19 protein-coding genes are annotated in these 20596 nt (G+C 60.0%); 2 read left to right on the forward strand and 17 right to left on the reverse strand.

The features are described from left to right. Positions 1-81: 81 nt before the first annotated feature. The 3 genes from cyoC to cyoA all read right to left on the reverse strand — a co-directional run bounded on the left by cyoC (position 82) and on the right by cyoA (position 3874). Positions 82-666: a cytochrome o ubiquinol oxidase subunit III gene (cyoC, locus tag Q0T48_RS20120; RefSeq protein WP_295960515.1), complete on the reverse strand. Its 585-nt coding sequence runs from the start codon at positions 664-666 to the stop codon at positions 82-84. A 46-nt stretch (positions 667-712) separates the two neighbouring features. Beyond that, the gene (gene cyoB, locus Q0T48_RS20125) at positions 713-2716 is read right to left on the reverse strand and encodes a cytochrome o ubiquinol oxidase subunit I (RefSeq protein WP_295960260.1); all 2004 of its coding nucleotides are present in this window, start codon (positions 2714-2716) and stop codon (positions 713-715) included. Positions 2717-2812: 96 nt separating this feature from the next. Beyond that, positions 2813-3874 carry a ubiquinol oxidase subunit II gene (gene cyoA / locus Q0T48_RS20130; protein WP_295960518.1) on the reverse strand — a complete coding sequence of 354 codons (1062 nt, stop codon included), beginning with the start codon at positions 3872-3874 and terminating at the stop codon, positions 2813-2815. 157 nt (positions 3875-4031) lie between these two features. Between cyoA and Q0T48_RS20135 the strand changes: the two genes are divergently transcribed. Both Q0T48_RS20135 and Q0T48_RS20140 read left to right on the forward strand, forming a co-directional pair. Then, positions 4032-5369 carry an MFS transporter gene (locus Q0T48_RS20135; protein WP_295960263.1) on the forward strand — a complete coding sequence of 446 codons (1338 nt, stop codon included), beginning with the start codon at positions 4032-4034 and terminating at the stop codon, positions 5367-5369. 8 nt (positions 5370-5377) lie between these two features. Next, entirely contained in the window at positions 5378-6274 is an 897-nt protein-coding gene (locus Q0T48_RS20140; protein ID WP_295960266.1) for a polysaccharide deacetylase family protein, read from the forward strand. Here Q0T48_RS20140 and Q0T48_RS20145 read toward each other — a convergent pair. From Q0T48_RS20145 to dapC, 14 genes are all read right to left on the reverse strand, one after another. Further along, the gene (locus tag Q0T48_RS20145; RefSeq protein WP_295960269.1) at positions 6264-6767 is read right to left on the reverse strand and encodes an ureidoglycolate lyase; all 504 of its coding nucleotides are present in this window, start codon (positions 6765-6767) and stop codon (positions 6264-6266) included. The two genes, Q0T48_RS20140 and Q0T48_RS20145, sit on opposite strands and share 11 nt — an antisense overlap. Before the next feature lies 1 nt (position 6768). Then, positions 6769-7665, reverse strand: coding sequence for a MurR/RpiR family transcriptional regulator (locus Q0T48_RS20150; protein WP_295960272.1), 897 nt, complete (start codon positions 7663-7665; stop codon positions 6769-6771). A gap of 147 nt (positions 7666-7812) precedes the next feature. Continuing rightward, positions 7813-9225, reverse strand: coding sequence for a dihydropyrimidinase (gene hydA / locus Q0T48_RS20155; RefSeq protein WP_295960275.1), 1413 nt, complete (start codon positions 9223-9225; stop codon positions 7813-7815). After that, positions 9222-10454: a cysteine desulfurase-like protein gene (locus Q0T48_RS20160; protein WP_295960277.1), complete on the reverse strand. Its 1233-nt coding sequence runs from the start codon at positions 10452-10454 to the stop codon at positions 9222-9224. The genes hydA and Q0T48_RS20160 overlap by 4 nt, the downstream gene beginning before the upstream one ends. A gap of 8 nt (positions 10455-10462) precedes the next feature. Then, on the reverse strand, positions 10463-11197 hold the full coding sequence (locus Q0T48_RS20165) for an amino acid ABC transporter ATP-binding protein (RefSeq protein ID WP_295960280.1): 735 nt from the start codon (positions 11195-11197) through the stop codon (positions 10463-10465). 7 nt (positions 11198-11204) lie between these two features. Beyond that, a complete protein-coding gene (locus Q0T48_RS20170; protein ID WP_295960283.1) occupies positions 11205-11876 on the reverse strand; it encodes an amino acid ABC transporter permease in 672 nt (223 codons plus the stop codon). 26 nt (positions 11877-11902) lie between these two features. Then, entirely contained in the window at positions 11903-12697 is a 795-nt protein-coding gene (locus Q0T48_RS20175; RefSeq protein ID WP_295960286.1) for a transporter substrate-binding domain-containing protein, read from the reverse strand. Between the two features lie 203 nt (positions 12698-12900). Further along, positions 12901-13149, reverse strand: a complete 249-nt coding sequence (locus Q0T48_RS20180) for a GlsB/YeaQ/YmgE family stress response membrane protein (protein WP_295960288.1) — start codon at positions 13147-13149, stop codon at positions 12901-12903. A gap of 53 nt (positions 13150-13202) precedes the next feature. Then, the gene (locus tag Q0T48_RS20185) at positions 13203-15146 is read right to left on the reverse strand and encodes an ATP-binding cassette domain-containing protein (RefSeq protein WP_295960290.1); all 1944 of its coding nucleotides are present in this window, start codon (positions 15144-15146) and stop codon (positions 13203-13205) included. A 38-nt stretch (positions 15147-15184) separates the two neighbouring features. Continuing rightward, positions 15185-16051, reverse strand: coding sequence for a 50S ribosomal protein L3 N(5)-glutamine methyltransferase (gene prmB / locus Q0T48_RS20190; protein ID WP_295960293.1), 867 nt, complete (start codon positions 16049-16051; stop codon positions 15185-15187). Further along, a complete protein-coding gene (gene dapE / locus Q0T48_RS20195; RefSeq protein WP_295960295.1) occupies positions 16048-17250 on the reverse strand; it encodes a succinyl-diaminopimelate desuccinylase in 1203 nt (400 codons plus the stop codon). The genes prmB and dapE overlap by 4 nt, the downstream gene beginning before the upstream one ends. Positions 17251-17262: 12 nt before the next feature. Further along, entirely contained in the window at positions 17263-18417 is a 1155-nt protein-coding gene (locus Q0T48_RS20200; protein WP_295960299.1) for a PilT/PilU family type 4a pilus ATPase, read from the reverse strand. A gap of 27 nt (positions 18418-18444) precedes the next feature. Further along, positions 18445-19269, reverse strand: coding sequence for a 2,3,4,5-tetrahydropyridine-2,6-dicarboxylate N-succinyltransferase (gene dapD / locus Q0T48_RS20205; protein ID WP_295960304.1), 825 nt, complete (start codon positions 19267-19269; stop codon positions 18445-18447). 9 nt (positions 19270-19278) lie between these two features. Continuing rightward, the gene (gene dapC, locus Q0T48_RS20210; RefSeq protein ID WP_295960307.1) at positions 19279-20577 is read right to left on the reverse strand and encodes a succinyldiaminopimelate transaminase; all 1299 of its coding nucleotides are present in this window, start codon (positions 20575-20577) and stop codon (positions 19279-19281) included. Between the last annotated feature and the right edge of the window lie 19 nt (positions 20578-20596).

The following is a 20596-nucleotide window of genomic DNA, read 5'->3' on the forward strand; positions in this document are numbered from 1 at the left end:
ACCCTTTCAGGGTGCTGTGGCTACCAGAGTCACCGTGGCTGTGATCGTCATGGCTGCCGCCGTTTTCAGTGTGTGCGCCCATTACAGCACTCCCATCAGATAGACAAAGGTAAATACGCCGATCCAGACCACATCCAAGAAGTGCCAGAACATCGACAGACACATCAGGCGACGACGGTTCTCAGGGATCAACCCGTGTTTGCCTAGTTGGAACAGCAGCGTGATGAGCCAGATGATGCCGAAAGTCACGTGCAAACCGTGTGTGCCAACCAGCGTAAAAAAGGCCGACAGGAATGCACTGCGTTGTGGGCCTGCACCCTCATGGATCAGGTGTGTGAACTCATACAGTTCCAAGCCAATAAACACAGCACCCAAAAGCCCTGTCACAACCAACCATACCATGGTCGGTTTGAGGCGGTTTCTTTGCATCTCCAGCATTGCAAAACCATAGGTGATGGAGGAGAGCAGTAGCATGGAGGTGTTCAATGCCACCAGTGGCAGGTTGAACAAATCGGCACCCGATGGCCCGGCAGCATAGCTTCGGCCTACGACGGCGTAGACGGCAAACAAGCAGGCGAAGATGAGGCAGTCACTCATCAGATAAAGCCAGAAACCCAGCAAGGTGCCGTTTTCGGGGTGCTGCTCAGTAGTCGCGTAGAACTGCATATTGCTAGGCACGTTGGCTGTGCCGTGGGAGGAGGTGGCGGTCATATTAGACATGGCTGGCGAGCAGTTGGGTGCGTGCAGCTTCGGTGCGCAGGACATCAGCGGCAGGGATGTGGTAATCACGTTTGTAGTTGAACGTATGGGCGATGCAGGCGACCAGGACGGCAACAAAAGAAATACCAGCCAGAAGCCACATGTGCCAGATCAACGTAAAGCCCATCACCGTGCTAAGGCCAGCGATAACGACACCCGCTGCCGTGTTCTTGGGCATGTGAATAGGAATGAAGCCTGCAAGTGGGCGTACGTAGCCGTGCTTTTTCATATCCCACCATGCATCATGGTCGTGGACACGTGGTGTAAAAGCGAAGTTGTAAGCTGGCGGCGGTGACGAGGTAGACCATTCCAGGGTACGCGCATCCCAGGGGTCGCCTGTGGTGTCGCGCAGGGATTCACGCCGGATGAAGCTCACCACAAGCGTTATCAGGAAACAGGCTATACCAATGGCAATCAGGAAGGCACCAAATGCAGCAATCACAAACCATATTTGCAAAGAAGGATCTTCAAAATGGCTCATCCGGCGGGTCACACCCATCAGGCCCAGAACGTACAACGGCATGAAGGCAAAGTAGAAGCCTATGCACCAGAACCAGAACGAGCACTTGCCCCAGAACGAATCCAGCTTGTAGCCGAATGCTTTGGGGAACCAATAGGTAATGCCAGCAAATGAACCGAACACCACGCCACCAATGATCACGTTGTGAAAGTGTGCAATCAGGAACAAGCTGTTGTGCAGCACGAAGTCAGCTGGTGGCACTGCCAGCAGCACACCTGTCATACCGCCGATGGTGAATGTCACCATGAAGCCCATGGTCCACAACATGGGGACTTCAAAGCGGATGCGTCCGCGGTACATAGTGAACAGCCAGTTGAAAATCTTCGCCCCAGTCGGGATGGAGATAATCATGGTCGTGATACCAAAGAACGAATTGACGCTGGCACCTGAGCCCATGGTGAAGAAATGGTGCAGCCACACGAGGTACGACAGTATGGTAATCACGATCGTCGCATACACCATGGATGCATAGCCAAACAAGCGCTTGCTGCAAAACGTGGCGACCACTTCAGAGAAAACGCCAAAGATGGGCAGAATCAAAATATAGACTTCGGGGTGGCCCCAGATCCAGATCAAATTCACATACATCATGGCGTTACCGCCAAAATCATTTGTGAAGAAATTGGTGCCGACATAGCGGTCCATCGACAGCAGGCCCAGCACCGCGGTCAACACGGGGAACGCCATCACGATCAGTACATTGGTGCACAAGGCCGTCCACACAAAGATTGGCATCTTCATCAAGCCCATGCCTGGGGCACGCATTTTGATGATTGTGGCCAGCAGGTTGATACCTGATAGCAAGGTGCCCACGCCCGCAATCTGCAATGACCAAATGTAGTAATCCACTCCCGGATCCGGGCTGTACAGAATGCCCGACAGCGGGGGGTAAGCCAGCCAGCCTGTGCGGGCAAACTCACCTACAAACAAGGATGCCATCGTCAGCCCCGCGCCACCTGCGGTCATCCAAAAGCTGAAGTTGTTCAGGAACGGAAACGCCACGTCACGTGCGCCAATTTGCAGAGGCAGCACGTAGTTCATGAGTCCAGTGACGAACGGCATGGCCACGAAGAAAATCATGATCACGCCATGCGCCGTGAAGACTTGGTCGTAATGGTGTGGAGGCAGAAATCCGGTGGAATCACCAAAAGACAAAGACTGCTGTATGCGCATCATCACTGCATCGGTAAAGCCGCGCAGCATCATCATCAAGCCCAGGATGATGTACATGATGCCGATTTTTTTGTGGTCGATACTGGTAAACCATTCGCTCCACAGGTAGCCCCATAGTTTGAAATAGGTCAGTGCGCCCAATACCGCAATGCCACCAATCGCGACAGCGATAAAAGTAGCCAGCAGGATCGGTTCGTGGAATGGAATCGCGTCCCAGGTGAGACGGCCAAAAATGAGCTTCGTAAGATCGAGGTTGTCGAACATCGTTATTCCGGATGCCAAAAATAATGCGGCGCAGGCCGAAATGCCGTAGTAAGCGGCGCGGAGTAAGTGGGGAGCTTGACCAGGAACTTAAAGGGGCTAAACACCAGATGCAATAGCTGCACCTGTTGGGTTGCTCACGGTGCACATTGCACCTACGTAGTTGCGCACAGGCGCGTTGTCTATGCCCAAGCGTTTCCGTGTTGCGGTGTCCATGGATGCGATGTTGTAGGCACCGACCTTGCCTTGACCGCCATTGGTGTCAATGGCCATCATGTCCTTCATACACATACTGTTTTGCTCCACACAGCGGTTCAAAATAGCGTCGTACAGATCTGGATCTACCGTGGCGTATCGGCGTACCGGATCGCGCTCACTCGGCTGTGACAGCTGGATGTAGCCATCGCGGTTCAATTCCCCGCCACCAGCCTTGGTAGCCTTGGCCCAGGCATCAAACTTTTCAATGCTCATGCCGTGGAACTTGAAACGCATGCCCGAGAAGCCAGCACCGCTGTAGTTAGCTGAAAAGCCTTCATATTCGCCCGTTTTGTTTATCACAGCGTGCAGCTTGGTTTCCATGCCCGGCATGGCGTAAATTTGCCCGGCCAATGTAGGAATGAAAAATGAATTCATGACCGACGAAGCAGTGATCTTGAAGGCGATAGGCCGGTCTATCGGGGCCACCAGTTCATTAACGGTGGCAATGCCTAGCTCAGGGTAAATAAACAGCCATTTCCAGTCCAGCGCGACCACTTCCACCACCAGCGGCGCTGTGCCAGGGATCACGTCGCGGTTGGCATCAATGCGTTGCAGCGGACGGTACGGATCAAGGGTGTGGGTGCTGATCCATGTGATGGCGCCGAGGGCGATGATGATCAAAAGTGGAGCAGCCCAAATGACCAGCTCTAACTGGGTCGAGTGGTGCCATTCCGGATCGTAAGTGGCTGCGGTGTTGGACTTGCGATAGTGCCAGGCGAACCACAAGGTCAAGGCAATCACCGGGACGATGATCAACAGCATAAGCACAGTGGACACGATGATGAGGTCGCGTTGTTGCAGGGCCACATCGCCAGACGGATTCAGCAATACAGCGTTGCATCCAGCCAGTAAAATGGCCGCCGGAAACAGGAGCAATCCGCGTAGGTTTTTGAAGGAGGGCATGCCGGACAATATGAGATTACGTAAGCGCATAGTGTATGAAATTTACGTTTATTTGTGGGCGATGGGGATAGGACGTTTTGTCCTATGGCATCATTCTCTTAGCTGTGTTGTCCCGCAGCGTCTATATATTACAACCTCCGAATCACGAGTAAACATGATGTCCAGCATTAATCATGAACACGCCGCTGTTGCACCGCCCACTTTTGAGCGTGATGCGAGGGCCTCCGTTGCAGACCATTCCAAGATCGCACCAGGTGAAATCGCCATCGGCGTAATCATTGGTCGCGCGTCCGAATATTTTGACTATTTTGTCTATGGGATCGCCTCGGTCCTGGTGTTTCCCGAGATCTTTTTCCCGTTCGAAAGCCGCCTGGATGGGACATTGTTGTCGTTCGTGATCTTCTCTTTTGCGTTTATCGCTCGGCCTATCGGGACCGTTGCCTTCATGGCGATCCAGCGCCGCTGGGGACGCGGGGCCAAGTTGACGGGATCGCTGTTCCTGTTGGGTATAGCCACCGTGGGTATTGCCTTTTTGCCGGGGTACGCAAGCCTGGGGTTCACGTCTATCGTGTTTTTGTCGGTCTTGCGCTTCTTGCAAGGGATTGCCCTGGGTGGATCATGGGATGGTTTGCCTTCGCTGCTGGCGCTCAATGCCCCCAAACACCGCCGTGGCTGGTACGCCATGATTCCCCAGCTTGGCGCACCTATCGGGTTCATTGTGGCGAGCGGTCTGTTCCTGTTTTTGCATTCCAGCTTATGGCCGGTTGACTTCATGGACTGGGGCTGGCGCTATCCGTTTTATGTAGCTTTTGCGATCAACGTGGTGGCGCTGTTTGCCCGTCTGCGTTTGGTCGTGACCGACGAATACGACCACCTGCTCAATGAGCACAAACTGGAGCCCAGCAATGTGGGCGACTTGGTGCAGGCGCAGGGCAGTAACCTGCTTATAGGTGCCTTTGCCGCACTGGCCAGCTACGCACTGTTCCACTTGGTTACGGTTTTCCCGCTGTCGTGGATCACCTTGTACGCCACGCAGCCCGTTGCCGACGTGCTGGTCATCCAGATGATCGGCGCGGCGATTGCCATGGTGGGCATCATTGCTTCCGGGTTGATTGCGGACCGCGTGGGTCGGCGCAGTACGCTGGGCAGTCTGGCGGTGTTGATTGCGATTTTCAGCCTGTTTGCGCCCATGTTGCTGGATGGTGAACCCTTCCGCCAAGACGTCTTCATTCTGGTGGGGTTTGCCCTACTGGGCTTGTCGTATGGACAGGCAGCGGGTGCGGTGAGCTCCAACTTTGAGCCCCAGTACCGTTACACCGGCGCGGCTTTGACATCTGATTTGGCGTGGCTGATTGGCGCTGCCTTTGCGCCGCTGGTTGCCCTCGGTCTGTCGGCCCATTTCGGATTGGCCTATGTCAGCATCTACCTGCTGTCGGGGGCGATTTGCACCTTGGTGGCGCTGCGGGTGAATCGGAGCCTGGAGCTGCGCGACTAGGTCGGGTCATGGCGTTTGACCGCTACGGCGCCGTTCCCGGGCACGGCCGTTTCGCCTACTCCGCCATCCACCAGCGGCCCGACTACCGCTGGCCTAATGGCGCACGGTTGGCGGTGTACCTGGGTTTCAATATTGAACATTTCGCCTTCGGCGAGGGCCTGGGTGCCAACCTGGGGCCGGTTTCGCCGCAGCCGGATATTTTGAACTACAGCTGGCGCGAATACGGCAACCGAGTAGGGGTGTGGCGTTGTCTGGAACTGTTTGACGCGCTCAATCTACCTACCGGCACGCTGATCAATACTGCCTTGTACGAACACTGCCCCGAAGTCATCGCGGCCTGTGTGGCGCGGGGCGACGAACTCATTGGGCACGGCCACACCAACGCCGAGCGGCAAAACAGCATGGACGAAACCCTGGAGCGCGATCTGCTCCAGTCGTGCCGGAACCTGATCCTGCAGCACAGCGGCACCGCACCCGCAGGCTGGTTGTCACCCTGGATCGCCGAAACCGCGCTAACCCCCGATCTGCTGTTTGAGACCGGTTACCGCTACACCTTGAACTGGTGCCATGACGACCAGCCGGTGGCCATGCAGACCCGCAGCGGCCCAATCTGGTCGATACCGTATCCGCAAGAGCTGAACGACATTCCGATGGTCATGGGCCGCCAGATGGATGCCAAAGACTTTGCCCAGATGGTCATCGACAATTTTGACGAAATGCTGCTGCAGTCCCAGGCTCAGCCGCTGGTGATGGGCATTGCGCTGCACCCCTACATCATCGGCCAGCCCTACCGCTTGCGGCACCTGCGCCGGGCTTTGCAGCATATTGCCCAGCACCGCAGCGACATTTGGTTCACCACGCCCGGTGCGATTGCCAACGCGATGGATTCTTTGCCTACGCGTTGATCCAGATCGGTGTGTCGCCCAAAGGGTGTTCGTCACAGTTAGCGTCCGCTGGCGCACCCCCACGGTCCACTACCAAAAAATCGCAGGGTGCTTGCAGTGCGATCAGCGGGTGGTGCCATGTGCCGCGGGTGTAGTTGACCCCTTGGCCAGGTGTGGCGCGAAAGCAGCGGATCTGCGCCAGGTTCGGCATCGGCGCGGCTTCGGCCACCACCACCAGATACGGCAGGTTTGACAGCGGCATGAACGCCTGGCTGCCCAGCGGATGCCGCTCCAGCAACACAAGCTGCATGGGCAGGCTGCGTGGCAGTGCTTTGAAGATGCTCAGAATGGCCCGTCCACCGCCGCTGGCCACGTCGATCTGGGCCAGGTCGTGGTAGCGCTCGGCAAAGCCGTCGTTGATGGAGAAGTGCCGCCCGCTGTCGCTGGCTTCTATCACGTCACCAAAGGGTCGAAAGGCTTGCGCCGTCAGGGGTTCAATTACCAGAGTGGTCATATCAGCAGTCAATATCGTCCAGATCGGCCGCCAGCGGTGGTGGAGTAGCAGATTTTTTGGCGCGTTTGTTGCGTTTCGCGAAGGCTAGGCCCATCGCCAGGGTTTGGGCCAGGCACATGGCAGATGTCAGAGAACGAAAGCCCTGCAGCTTGGCATCGTTTACCTCCAGCACCAGGTCGGCACCCTTGGCCACCGGGCTCATGAAGGCATCGGTGATGGCCAACCGCTTGGCACCGCGCAGGCGCACCTGTTCGCAGACCTGCAGGGTATCGGCCGCGTAGGGCGGGAAGCTGATGGCGATCAGCAGGTCTTGCGGGCTGGCGGTGCTGGCCTGCTCGGCGATGGTACCGCCCAGGCCGGTGATTTGCACGGCGGGCTGGCCCACCCGGTTCAGCGCGTAGGCCAAGTAGGCTGCAACCGCGTACGAGCGGCGCAGGCCCAGCACATGCACGATGCGGGCGTTCTGGATCAAGGCAATCGCCTCCTGTAGCGGCAGGCTCGCGGCATCGTCTTGCAAATGCTCTAGCGACACGATATTGGCTTGGCTGAAGGCGCGCAGCACTTCGGCCGGGTCGTCGGGGTTGTCCAGTGTTTGTTCGCCGCCAAAGTGGCGGATGCGTTCGCGGAAGGTGGGTTTGACCGCATGCTGCAGCGGTGCGCGGAACAGCCGCTGCAGATCCGAATAGCCGTCAAACCCCAGTGCCTTGGCCATACGGATGAAGGCGGCGGGTGCGATTTTGGCCACCGCGGCCACCGTGGCGACCGGGTTTAGTGCGATGTCGTTGGGGTGGTCCACCGCGTAGCGGGCCGCGTCGCGCATGCGCGGCGTGAGGCGCTCGCTTTCACGCCCAATCAGGTCCCGCAGCGCATCTAGATTGCTTGGTTTGCTATTATCCATATAGCAATCATACGGTGTTGGCAGGGTGCCGCCACAGAATAGGTTTTGGCATATTCAGGCCATTTTTTATGCATTAAATTGGCCTCTAGCGTATATTATGTCTACACAATATGCTATCAAAATAGTACTTAAATACAATAGCAAGGCCTAGAACGCCCGCACCTCACCACGCGGCACAAACTGGCCCATGCCTTCGCGCCCTAGCCACTGCGGGCCATCCACAATCAATGTGCCGCGCAAAAACACTTTTTTGACCTGGCCCCGCAGGGTACGGCCTTCGAGCAAGGTGTAGTCGCAGTTGCCGTGCAGGTCTTTGGCGTAGATGGTTTGGCTGGCAGCGGGGTCGAACAACACCACGTCGGCATCGCTGCCCACGGCGATCGTGCCCTTTTTGGGGAACAGACCAAACAGCTTGGCCGGGGTGGTGGAAGTCAGCTCCACAAACCGGTTCAGCGACAGTTTGCCCTGCATCACGCCGATGTCGAACAGACTGACTAGGCGCGTTTCGATGCCCGGCGCGCCGTTGGGGATCAGCGAAAAGTCGTCCTTCCCGCGCATTTTCTGCATGCGGTAGCCCAGGTGGCCTTCTTTCATGCAAAACGGACAGTGGTCGGTAGCGATGACCTGCAGGTCGTCATAGCGCAGGGCGCGCCACAGGTGCTTCTGGTCATCGGGCGTGCGCAGCGGCGGGGTCATCACGTACTTCACGATTTCCACGTCGTCGGTGTTGTAGACCGAATCGTCAAACAACAGGTAGTGCGGGCAGGTTTCGGCAAATACCGGAATGCCCTCGGCCCGGGCCGCCACGATGTGTTTCAGAGCCTGGTTGCTGGAGACGTGCACAAAGTAGATCGGCGCGTTCGCCAGCTCGGCCAGGCGGATGCCGCGGTGCGTGGCCTCGCCTTCCATGATGGCAGGGCGGGTCAGGGCGTGGTAGCGCGGCGAGGTGTGGCCGGCTTCCAGCGCTTCCTTGATCAGCAGGTCAATCACTGTGCCGTTTTCGGCGTGCAGGGCCACCATGCCGCCGTCGGCACCCACCTGGCGCAACATGCGGAAGATGGCGGCATCGTCGGCCATCATCACACCGGGGTAGGCCATGAACATCTTGAAGCTGGTCACGCCCTCGTGGCGCATGGCGTAGCGCACGTCCTGCAGCACCTGCTCGTCCACCCGGGTGATGATGACGTGGAAGCTGAAGTCCACCGCCACCTGCGATTCGGCGCTGCGCTGGGCGCGGGCAATGGCGCCCAGGGGCGAGTCGGTGGCCGTTTGCAGCGCAAAGTCGACGATGGTGGTGGTGCCGCCAAACGCCGCGGCCTTGGTGCCGCTGGCAAAGGTGTCGCAAGTGATCGTGGGGCCGATCACGTTTTCCAGGTGCACATGGGTGTCCACGCCGCCGGGCAGCACGTACAGGCCGGTGGCATCGACGATGGCCACATCTTCGCCGACCTGGATGTTGCGGCCAATGGTGTGGATTACGCCGTCCTGCATTAGCACGTCGGCCACGTAGTCGTCGGTGGCGGTGATGATGCGGCCATTGCGAATCAGGGTTGTGCTCATGCAATCACCTCGTCCAGATGCAGAACTAACTTATCGATCTCCGCAAAAGTGTTGTAGTGGGCGATGGACATCCGCACCACGCCGCCCTGGGTGTGCAGGCCCAGCGACTCGACCAGGCGTTTGGCGTAGAAGTCGCCAAAACGGATCCCGATACCGAACTGGTCGGTATGGCGCACGATGGATTCCGACATCTGCCCGGCCACCATGAAGCTAATGGTGGGCACCCGGCCCCCCTGGGCCGCGCTGTCCATGCCGATGATGCGCACCGACTTCTTGCTGCGCAAATACGCCAGCAGCCGCTCGGCCAGCGCGTCCTCGTGCTGCTCAAACGCATCGAAGGCGCACTGCATCTTTTGCCGTGCGGTGCCGGTGCTGCCCAGTTGGCTGCCCACCGCCACCAAGTAGTCATTGATCCCCATGCAGCCGTACGACAGTTCGTAGTTCACATTGCCCGGCTGCAGCTTGTAGGGCAGCACATCTGCGCCGATGAAATAGTGGTTCAGGCTGGGCAACGACACCAACAGGTCGCGCTGTACCCACAGCACCGCGTAGTGCGGGCCAAATACCTTGTAGAAGCTGAAAACGTACATGTCGGCTCCGCTGGCCTGCACATCCACCAGCCGGTGCGGCGCGTAGGCCACGGCATCCACGCACAGGCGCGCTCCCACGGCGTGGACCCGGCGGGCGATCTCGGCCACCGGATTGATGGTGCCCAGGATGTTGGAGGCGTGGGTTACTGCCACCCATCTCACGAGCGGCGACAGCAGGCGGTCCAGGTCGGCCAGGTCCAGCGCCAGGGTCTCGGGGTTCACTTCCCAGACCTTGACCACCGCGCCCGCCGCCTTTAGCCGCATCCAGCCACCGATATTGGCCTCGTGGTCGGTATTGCTGACGATGATCTCGTCGCCCGGCTGGATGCCTAGCTGGATGGCTTGCGTTACCTGGAACATCAGCGAGGTGGTGGAGCCGCCCATCACCACTTCGTCGTCAAACGGGGCGTTGATGAGTTCGGCTACCGCGCGGCGTGCTGCCAGCACTTTGCCGCCCGCGTCTTGCGACTGGGCGTAGCTGGCACCGAGTTGCACGCTGCTGGTCAGCAGGTAGTCGCGCACCCGGTCGGCCACGCGGCGCAGTACCTGGGAGCCACCGGCGTTGTCCAGGTAAGCGCAGTCGTTCTGTAGGGCCGGGAACTCGGCGCGGATGTGGTCTAGGTTGAGTACGTTCGGCATGGGATACATCAATGTTGAAGAATGGCCTGCAAAAAGGCCTGGGTGCGCTCCTCGCGGGGCGCGCTGAAGAATTCGGCGGGCGGGGCTTGTTCGATCACCCGTCCGGCTTCCATAAAAATTACCCGGTCGGCCACACGGCGGGCAAAACCCATCTCGTGGGTCACGATCACCATGGTCACACCGGTACGTGCCAGGTTTTGCATCACGTCCAGCACCTCGCCCACCATTTCCGGGTCCAGCGCCGAGGTGGGCTCGTCAAACAGCAGCACCTTGGGCTCCATGGCCAGGGCCCGGGCAATCGCCACCCGCTGCTGCTGGCCGCCCGACAACTGGCCCGGCAGCTTGTGCGCGTGCGCGGCCAAGCCCACCTTGTCCAGCAACGCCAGGGCGCGGGCCTCAGCCTCGCGCTTGGGCATGTGGCGCACCCGCAGTGGACCCAGCGCCACATTGGCCAGGGCCGTCAGGTGGGGAAACAGGTTGAAGCTCTGGAACACCATGCCGACCTCGGCGCGCACCTTGGCCAGGGCCTTGCCGCGCACCACTTTCTCGCCGTCCACCAGAATCTCGCCGCCCTGGTAGTCCTCCAGCAGGTTGATGCAGCGGATCAGCGTGGACTTGCCCGAGCCGGACGGGCCTATGACCACCACCACCTCCCCGGCGTTCACGTCCAAGTCGATATGGTGCAGAGCTTGGAATGAGCCGTAGGACTTGCACAGACCACGGATTTGGATGAGTGCCGTCATATCGTTCTTAGCGTGTGGCAGCGCGGTGCCGCGCTTCAAAGTAGCCGACCAGCCGCACCAGGGGCAGCAAGAGCAGCAAATACAGCACGGCCGCGCCAATCAAGGGCGTGGGGTTGGCCGCCAAGGCCTGGGCCTGGGTGGCTTGTTTCAGCAGATCGGGCATGGCCACTACCGAGGCCAGGGCTGTGTCTTTCAGGACATTGATGCAGTTGCTGGTCAGCGGTGGCACCACGATGCGCAAGGCCTGGGGCAGCACCACGTCGCGCATGCTGCTGAAAAAGCCCAGTCCGATGGCATCGGCCGCCTCAAATTGGCCCTTGGGAATGGCCTCGATGCCCGCCCGCATGATTTCTGCCGTGTAGGCGCACGACACCAGCGACAGCGCGGCGGTGGCGGCGGCAAAGGAAGTGAGTCGGATGCCCACAAAGGGCAGGGCGTAGTACACCAGCACCAGCAAAACCAGCAGCGGAATCGAGCGGAACACGTCGATGTAAATGCGGGCGATGGTGCGCAGCCAGGGTGCGCCGTATAGCCGCACCAGCGCCAGTACCAAGCCGCCCACAAAGCCCAACAGAATACTGACGGCCCCCAGCAGAATCGTGGTCCACAGCCCCTGCATTAGCAAAGGCAGGGCATCCCGGAAAACCGGCCAGTTGAAGAAGGTGTCGAGCAGATTCATGCTGGGAACTTGAGGCTTTTACGGTTTTACAGCTTGGGAACGTCCATCACCATCACGCTGGACGAGGTGGCTGGTGGGGTCGTGCCAAACCATTTCTTGTGGGTGGCGGACACAAAGCCGTCTTTCTTCATCGTGGTCAGGATCTCATTCACCTTGGCTGCATCGGGAAAGTTCTTGGCAAACATGAAGGAGTAGCGCTCATTGGTAGGAATGCGGGCGGCAATGCGGTACTGCGGTTTGTCCTTGATGTAGTACTCCACGGCCGGGATATCGCTGATGTAGCCGTCAATGCGGCCCGAGGCCAAGTCCAGCATGGCGGGGGCCAGGCCTTCGTAGCGGGAGATGGTGGCGATCTTCAGCTTGGCGGTGTTTTGCGTGGCGTAGATGTCACCAGTGGAAGCGGTGTCCACGCCCACGGTCTTGCCCGCCAGGTCTTCCAGTTTGTCGATTTTGGTGGCTTTCAGTACCGACACGGACTGGTCGCTGTCGTAGTAGGGCTGGGCAAAGGCCAGCGACTCCAGGCGCTTGGGCGTGATGGTGATGCTGGACACCGCCATCTGGATGCGGCCCGACTGCACGGCGGGGAACAGGCCGTTAAACGGAATGTTCTCGATCTGCACGGACTTGCCTGCGCGTTTGGCGACCTCGTTGACCAAGTCGATCTCGAAGCCGACAAACTTGCCGGTCGCGTCCTGGAATTCCCAGGGCACGTTACCGATGTTGGCACCGACCGTCCAGTCGGCTGCCATTGCGGGGGCGGTGGCTGCAGCAACCGTGGCCACTGTGAAGGCGACTTTGGCAGCAAATTTAGTGAATTTCATGCGGGCTACTCCTGAAAAACCGGGTTGAAGGATGTATTTCCGACAGCGGTGTGCATTGCAAATGTCTGGAGTCGCAAAGATAGCAAATTGAATCAAATAAATCAATAAAAATTAAAATGAATTATTTGAGCCAAAACGGTGCAAAGAAAAAGGGCTTGCACCCCTTTGGCGCAAGCCCCTCTTTTTTTGCACCAAGTGCGTAATTACTTTTTGGCCACAATGCTGTAGATCACCAGCAAAACAATGGCGCCCACAACAGAGGCAATCCAGCCTGCTGGCGCGCCAGGTGCATACCAACCCATCTTTTGGCCGATAAAGCTGGCACCGAACGAGCCTGCAATACCCAGAATGGCCGTCATGATGAAGCCCAGCTTGTCGTCACCGGGCTTCACGGCCCGGGCAATCAAGCCCACGATCAAACCCACAATGATGGTGCCGATCAAAGAAAACATAGAAGATCTCCGTATACAAAAATTGCAGGAACCTTGACTGTACCTTATCTTTGTTAACTGGCCATGGCACCGGCAGATTCCAGCTGCTCAGACAGCGCCATCCAGCGCACTTCCAGCGCAGCCATGTCGGCGGTGACCTTTTTGAGCCGCTTGCCGGCCTGGCCAATTTCGTGGGGATTTTTGGCTGCAGCCAGCTTTTCGTCCAGCCCGTCTTTTTCCAGTTGCAAGGCGGCCATTTCGGTGTCGATCTTGTCCAGGTCGCGCTGCAGCGTCTTGGTGTTGAACACCGGGGCGGCTACCACTACCGGCGCGGGCGCTGGAGCGGCGGTTTTGCCTGCATCCTTGGCGGCTTCGCGCAGGCGTTTGGATTCGTCCAGCAGGTAGCGCTGGTAGTCGTCCAGGTCACCGTCAAACGGCTCGACACCGCCGCGCGACACCATCCAGAACTCGTCGCACACCGAGCGCAGCAGGGCGCGGTCGTGGCTGACCAGCATCACGGTGCCTTCGAATTCGTTCAGCGCCATCGCCAGAGCTTCACGGGTGGCCAGATCCAAATGGTTGGTAGGCTCATCCAGCAGCAGCAGGTTGGGGCGCTGCCAGACGATCATGCACAGCACCAGGCGGGCTTTTTCGCCGCCGCTCATGCTGCCCACGGCCTGTTTGACCATGTCGCCGCTGAAGTTGAAGGTGCCCAAAAAGCTGCGCAGGTCTTGCTCGCGCGTGCCTTGGCCGGCCAGCTTGCCCGCCGCGGTGGTTTCTTTCACCAGGCGGATCATGTGCTCCAGCGGGGTGTCGGCGGGGCGCAACACGTCCAGCTCTTGCTGGGCAAAGTAGCCGATGTTCAGGCCCTTGCCTTCCAGAATTTCGCCGTGAATAGGCGCGAGCGCGCGGGCCACGGTTTTTACCAGGGTCGATTTACCCTGGCCGTTGGCACCCAAAATGCCGATGCGCTGGCCTGCCAGCACCGATTTGTTGACTTTTTGCACGATGACCGTGGGGCCGGTGCCTTCGGGCGCGTCTTCTGGTGCGGGATAGCCAAAGGTAGCATCCGACATCGACAGCATCGGGTTGGGCAGATTGGCGGGTTCTTTGAATTCGAAGGTGAATTCGGCCTCGGCCAGCAGCGGCGCAATCTTTTCCATGCGGTCCAGCGCCTTGACCCGGCTTTGCGCCTGCTTGGCTTTACTGGCCTGGGCCTTGAAGCGCGAGATGAACTTCTGCAAGTGGGCGATCTTGTCCTGCTGCTTGCTGAACGATGCCGACTGCTGCTCCATCTTCTCGGCGCGCATGTCTTCAAACTTGCTGTAGTTGCCGCCGTAGCGGTTCAGCTTGGCGGTTTCGATGTGGACCGTCACGTCGGTGATGGCATCCAGGAATTCGCGGTCATGGCTGATGACCAGCATGGTGCCGGTGTAGCGCTTGAGCCAGGCTTCCAGCCACACCAGTGCGTCCAGGTCCAAGTGGTTGGTCGGCTCATCGAGCAGCATCAGGTCTGACGGGCACATCAGCGCGCGGGCCAACTGCAAGCGCATGCGCCAGCCGCCCGAGAAGCTGTTGACCGGGTTCTCCAGTTCGGTGGTTTTGAAGCCCAGGCCCAAAATCAAGGCCTGCGCCCGGGCCTGCGCGTCGCCAGAGCCTGCGTCGTACAAGGCCATGTAGGCGTTGGCCATGCGTTCGCCGTCATCGGTCAGCTCGGAGGCGGTGACTTCCTGCTGGGCGGCCAGCAGGTTGGTGTCGCCCTCGACCACGAATTCGGTAGCGCTTTGCTCGGTTTCGGGCATGTCCTGGGCGACCTGGGCCAGCCGCCACTGCGAGGGCACGTAAAAATCGCCGCCGTCCTCGTGCAACGTGCCGTTGAGCAGCGCAAACAGGGTCGATTTGCCCGCGCCGTTACGGCCTACCAGGCCGACCTTTTCGCCGGGGTTGATGGTGACATTGGCGCTATCAAGCAACACTTTGGCGCTGCGGCGCAGAACTACGTTTTTAAGGGTGATCATCGGGAGTACGACGACCACAAAACGATCGTCAAGAAAAACTAAAGGGTAGCGAGAGCTTCGCGTGTCACTAACAACACTTGGTCTTCGCCTGCGCTGGTGTCTAACCACACCACTTCGAGCGCGGGGAAGGCGGCTTCAAAGTGTTCGCGCTCGTTGCCGATTTCCAAAACCAGCACCGCGAGAGGAGCCATTTTCGCAGAAACCCCATGCAACAGTTTTCGGACAAAGTCCATACCGTCTTTCCCGCCCTCCAGCGCCAGTGCGGGCTCGGCCTGGTACTCGGCGGGCAGGGCGGCCATGCTCTGGCTGTTGACGTAGGGCGGGTTGCACAAAATGATGTCAAACGGACCACCCACCTGGGCTAGGCCGTCCGATTCCACCAGGGTGATGCGCGCCTGCAGGCTGTGTTTATCCACGTTGATGCGGGCCACGGCCAGGGCATCGGCGCTCAGGTCGCTGGCGGTCACCTGCACGTCCGGGTAGACCATGGCTGCCAGCACGGCCAGGCTGCCGTTGCCTGTGCACAGGTCTAACACGCGGTGCGATTCCTCGCGCAGCCAGTAGTCGATGCCACCGTCCACCAGCAACTCGGCGATAAAGCTGCGCGGCACGATGGCGCGCTCGTCCACATAAAACGGCACGCCCTGCAGCCAGGCCTCTTGCGTAAGGTAGGCCGCGGGCTTGCGGCTGAGGATGCGTGCTTCTAAAAGTGCAGCTACTTGCGTAATCTGTTCCTGGGCTACAGGTTGATTTTCTACAGAATCCAGGTCGTCCAGCGGCAGACCCAGTTTCCACATCACCAGCCAAGCGGCTTCATCGAATGCGTTGATGGTGCCATGGCCGAAGGACACGCCTGCGGCCTCCAGCTGGGCGGCGGATTGTTCAATGAGTTGGAGGACGTTCATGGTGCGGAATGGAGGCTGGACAGGTTTTCCAGCGTGCGGCGGTAGATATTTTTCAGCGGCTCGATGTCGGCCACCACGATGTGTTCGTCAATCTTGTGGATGGTGGCGTTGGGCGGGCCGCATTCAATGACCTGCGGGCAGATTTGGGCGATGAAGCGCGCATCGCTGGTACCGCCGGTGGTTGAAAGTTCGGTGGTGATGCCCGTCTCGGCCAGGATGGCGCTGCGCACGGCATCGACCAGGGTGCCGGGGGTGGTCAAGAATGGCAGGCCGCCTACCGTCCAGGCGATATCGTAGCTAAGGCCATGGCGGTCCAGCACCTCGTGCACGCGGCGCTGCAGGCCGTCGGGCGTGGATTCGGTGCAGAAGCGGAAGTTGAAGTCCACCACCACCGTGCCGGGAATGACGTTGTTGGCACCCGTGCCCGCGTGGATGTTGCTCATCTGCCAGCTGGTGGGTTGGAAGAAGGCGTTGCCGCCGTCCCATTGCGTGGTCACCAGCTCGGCCAGGGCGGGCATGGCCAGGTGGATGGGGTTTTTGGCGAGTTGCGGGTAGGCGATGTGGCCCTGCACGCCGCGAATGGTGAGCTTACCGCTCATGCTGCCGCGGCGGCCGTTTTTAACCATGTCGCCGGTGCGCTCGACCGCCGTAGGTTCGCCGACGATGCAGTAGTCCATCTGCACGCCGCGCTCTTTTAAGAGCTTGCAGACCACCACCGTACCGTCTACCGAAGGGCCTTCTTCGTCGCTGGTCAGCAGCAGGGCGATGGACAGCGGGGTCTCGGGCTGGGCTGCCAGAAATTCTTCCACCGCCACCACAAAGGCTGCGATCGAGGTTTTCATGTCGCTCGCGCCGCGGCCAAACAGCTTGCCGTCGCGGTGCGTGGGGGTGAACGGGTCGCTGCTCCACTGTGCCAGCGGTCCGGTAGGCACCACATCGGTGTGGCCTGCGAATGCTATGAGTTTAATAGCTGCTAGCGTAGATGCTACCTGGGCTAGAGGGCTAAAACCCTTGAAAATGCTGTGGCGTACCGCCCACAGGTTGGTGACGCGGAAGTTCTCGGGGCCGCTCTCAATGGTTTCACACACAAAGCCCAGCGGGGCCAGGCGCTCGGCGATCAGGGGCTGGCATTGCGCGTCATCCGGGGTAACGGAGGGCTGGGCAATCAGTTGCTCGGCCAAATACAGGGTCTGGGACATAGGTAGGAAACGTTAAGGCCGCACGTCCAAGGTGAAGTCGGTAAAACTGGGTTCGTCGTCGGCCTCGGCTTGCAGCACGGTGACCTCGGCTTTCTGGCTGGCGCGGGCAAAGTCGTTTTGCAGCCGCCACATCAGGTTGGTGGCCGAATCGGCGTTGGCCAGGCCTTCCTTGCGGTCGATGGTGCCGTCGGTGATCAGGCGGGCGAGGTCGCTCTCAAAGGTTTGCGAACCCTCGGCCAGCGACTTCTCCATGGCATCCTTGACGCCGCCGATATCGCCTTTTTCAATCATGTCGGCCACCAGCAAGGTGTTGAGCATGATCTCCACCGCCGGTACGCGCTCGCCCGACGGCGTGCGCACCAGCCGCTGCGAGACGATGGCGTTCAGCGCCACCGACAAGTCGGCCTGCATGGTGGCGCGCACTTCTACCGGGTAGAAGTTGACGATGCGGTTCAGCGCCTGGTAGGAGTTGTTGGCGTGCAAGGTGGCTATGCACAAGTGGCCGGTCTGGGCGTAGGCGATGGCCGCAGACATGGTTTCACGGTCGCGGATTTCGCCGATCAAAATCACATCTGGGGCCTGGCGCAGCGCGTTCTTCAGGGCCACTTCAAGGGATGCGGTGTCGGTGCCGATTTCGCGCTGGTTGACGATGGAACGCTTGTTTTTGTACAGGTATTCGATCGGGTCTTCGATGGTCAGGATGTGGCCGCCCGCCCGCTGGTTGCGGTGGTCGATCATCGCCGCCTGGGTGGTGGTTTTACCGGCGCCGGTAGAGCCCACCATCAGCAGCAGGCCGCGCTTTTGCATCACCAGATCGCCCAATATGGCGGGCACCTTGAGGCTGCTGAGCAAGGGCACGTCCACGTTGATGTAACGCACCACCACCGAATAGCTGCCGCGCTGGCGCATGGCGCTGACCCGAAAGCGGCCTACGCCGGGCACCGACACGGCCATGTTCAGCTCGCCGGTGGCCTCTAGTTCGGCCATTTTCTCGGCCGGCACAATTTCGGCCAACAGGCTGCGCGGCGCATCGGTTTGCAGCAGTTGGCTGTTCACCGGCACGCACATGCCGTTGATACGGATCAGCGCGGGCGCATTGGCCGACAAGTAAACATCGGAGGCTTTCTTCTCCTGCATCAGTCGCAGAATGCGTTCCATAGTGCTCATGGCTTACCTCCGATGGGGGTGGTGGGGTCAGTCGCGCAGGAGGTCGTTCAGGCTGGTTTTGGAGCGCGTCTGCGCATCCACGCGCTTGACGATGATGGCCGCGTACAGGCTGTACTTGCCGCCGTCCTTTGGCAGGGTGCCGCTGATGACTACCGAACCCGAAGGCACGCGGCCATAGGTGACGGTGTCGGTAGCGCGGTCGTAAATGGGGGTGCTCTGGCCGATGTACACGCCCATGGAGATGACCGAGTTTTCTTCGATGATCACGCCTTCCACCACTTCGGAGCGTGCGCCCACAAAGCAGTTGTCTTCGATGATGGTAGGGCCTGCCTGCAGGGGTTCCAGCACGCCGCCAATGCCCACGCCGCCGCTCAAATGCACGTTCTTGCCGATCTGTGCGCACGAACCCACGGTGGCCCAGGTATCGACCATGGTGTTTTCACCCACGTAGGCGCCGATGTTCACGTACGACGGCATCAGCACCGCACCCTTGGCGATAAAGCTGCCACGGCGGGCCACGGCAGGGGGCACCACACGCACGCCGGTGGCCTTCATTTCTTCGGCGCTCAGGTGGGCGAACTTGGTGGGTACCTTGTCGTAGAAGCCCAGCGAACCGGCTTGCATGATTTCGTTGTCTTTCAGGCGGAACGACAGCAGCACGGCCTTCTTGATCCACTGGTGCACGGTCCATTGGCCGACCGCTTCGCGGGTGGCGACGCGCAGGTGGCCGTTGTTCAGCTCATTCAGCACGTGTTCCACGGCATCGCGCACTTCGGCGGTGGACGCGGTGGGCGACAGGTTGGCGCGGTCTTCCCATGCGGCTTCGATGGTGGCTTGGAGTTGTTGTGTCATGTTGGTTCTTCAGTTACGGGATTGGATAAATTGGCGGATTCGTTGAGCGGCTTCGGCACACTCTGCGGTTTCGGCCACCAGGGCCATGCGGATGCTCTGGCGGCCGGGGTTCTGGCCATGGGCTTCGCGCGCTAGGTAGCTGCCGGGCAGCACCGTCACATTGTAGGCAGCCAGCAGGTCGCGGGCGAAGGCGACATCGCTGTCCAGGCCGTCCACCAGTGCCGGGCCAGGCACCTGCGCCCACAGGTAAAAACCCGCGTCGGGCAGGGCTACATCCATCACCTCGGCCAGGATGGGCGTGACCTGGGCAAATTTGCTGCGGTACAGGGCGCGGTTCTCGACCACGTGGGCTTCGTCGTTCCAGGCCGCGAGGCTGGCCGACTGCACCACCGGCCCCATGGCGCTGCCGTGGTAGGTGCGGTAGAGCAAAAACGGCTTGATGAGTGCTGCGTCACCCGCCACAAAGCCGCTGCGCAGGCCGGGCACATTGCTGCGTTTGGACAGGCTGGTGAAGGCGATCAGGTTTTTAAAGTCGCTGCGGCCCAGCTTGGCGGCGGCTTCCAGCCCGCCTAGCGGGGGTTCGTCACGGAAGTAGATTTCGCTGTAACACTCGTCGGAGGCAATTACAAAGCCGTATTTGTCGCTGAGTTCGAACAGTTTTTGCCATTCACCCAGCGGCATCACCGCGCCGGTGGGGTTGCCGGGCGAGCAGACAAATAGCAGTTGGGTCCGCGCCCACACGTCCAAGGGCACGCTGTCCCAGTCCACCGCGAAGTTGCGCGCCGGGTCGCTGGGGGCGTAGTAGGGCGTGGCCCCGGCCAGCAGGGCCGCGCCTTCGTAGATTTGGTAGAACGGATTCGGGCAGACCACCACCGGAGCCCCCACGCTTGCCACTTCGTGTGCATCGCTGCCCCCCGAGGGGGTTCCACCCGCCTTGGGGCGGCCCTGCGCCGGGCGGGCCCCCGGCTGGGTGGGGTCGATGACGGTCTGGGCAAACGCAAACAGCGCCTCGCGCGAGCCATTCACCGGCAGCACCTGGGTGGCGGGGTTCAGTTCCAAGCCGTAGCGGCGCTGGATCCACTGCGCCATCGCCGTGCGCAAGGCCGGTTCACCGCCCGTCGCCGGGTAGCCCGACAGGCCTTTGATGCCTGCCAGCATGGCCTGCTCGATGAACGCAGGCGTGGCGTGCTTGGGTTCGCCAATGCCCAGGCTGATGGCGCGGTGGGCCGGGTTGGGGGTGACGCTGGCGAAAAGTTGCTTGAGCCGCTCGAAAGGGTAGGGCTGGAGGGTGGAGAGCAAGGGATTCATGGGGCCTGATTATCGTTGC

The sequence above is a fragment of the Rhodoferax sp. genome (genome assembly GCF_025354435.1).
GTDB lineage: Bacteria > Pseudomonadota > Gammaproteobacteria > Burkholderiales > Burkholderiaceae_C > Rhodoferax_B.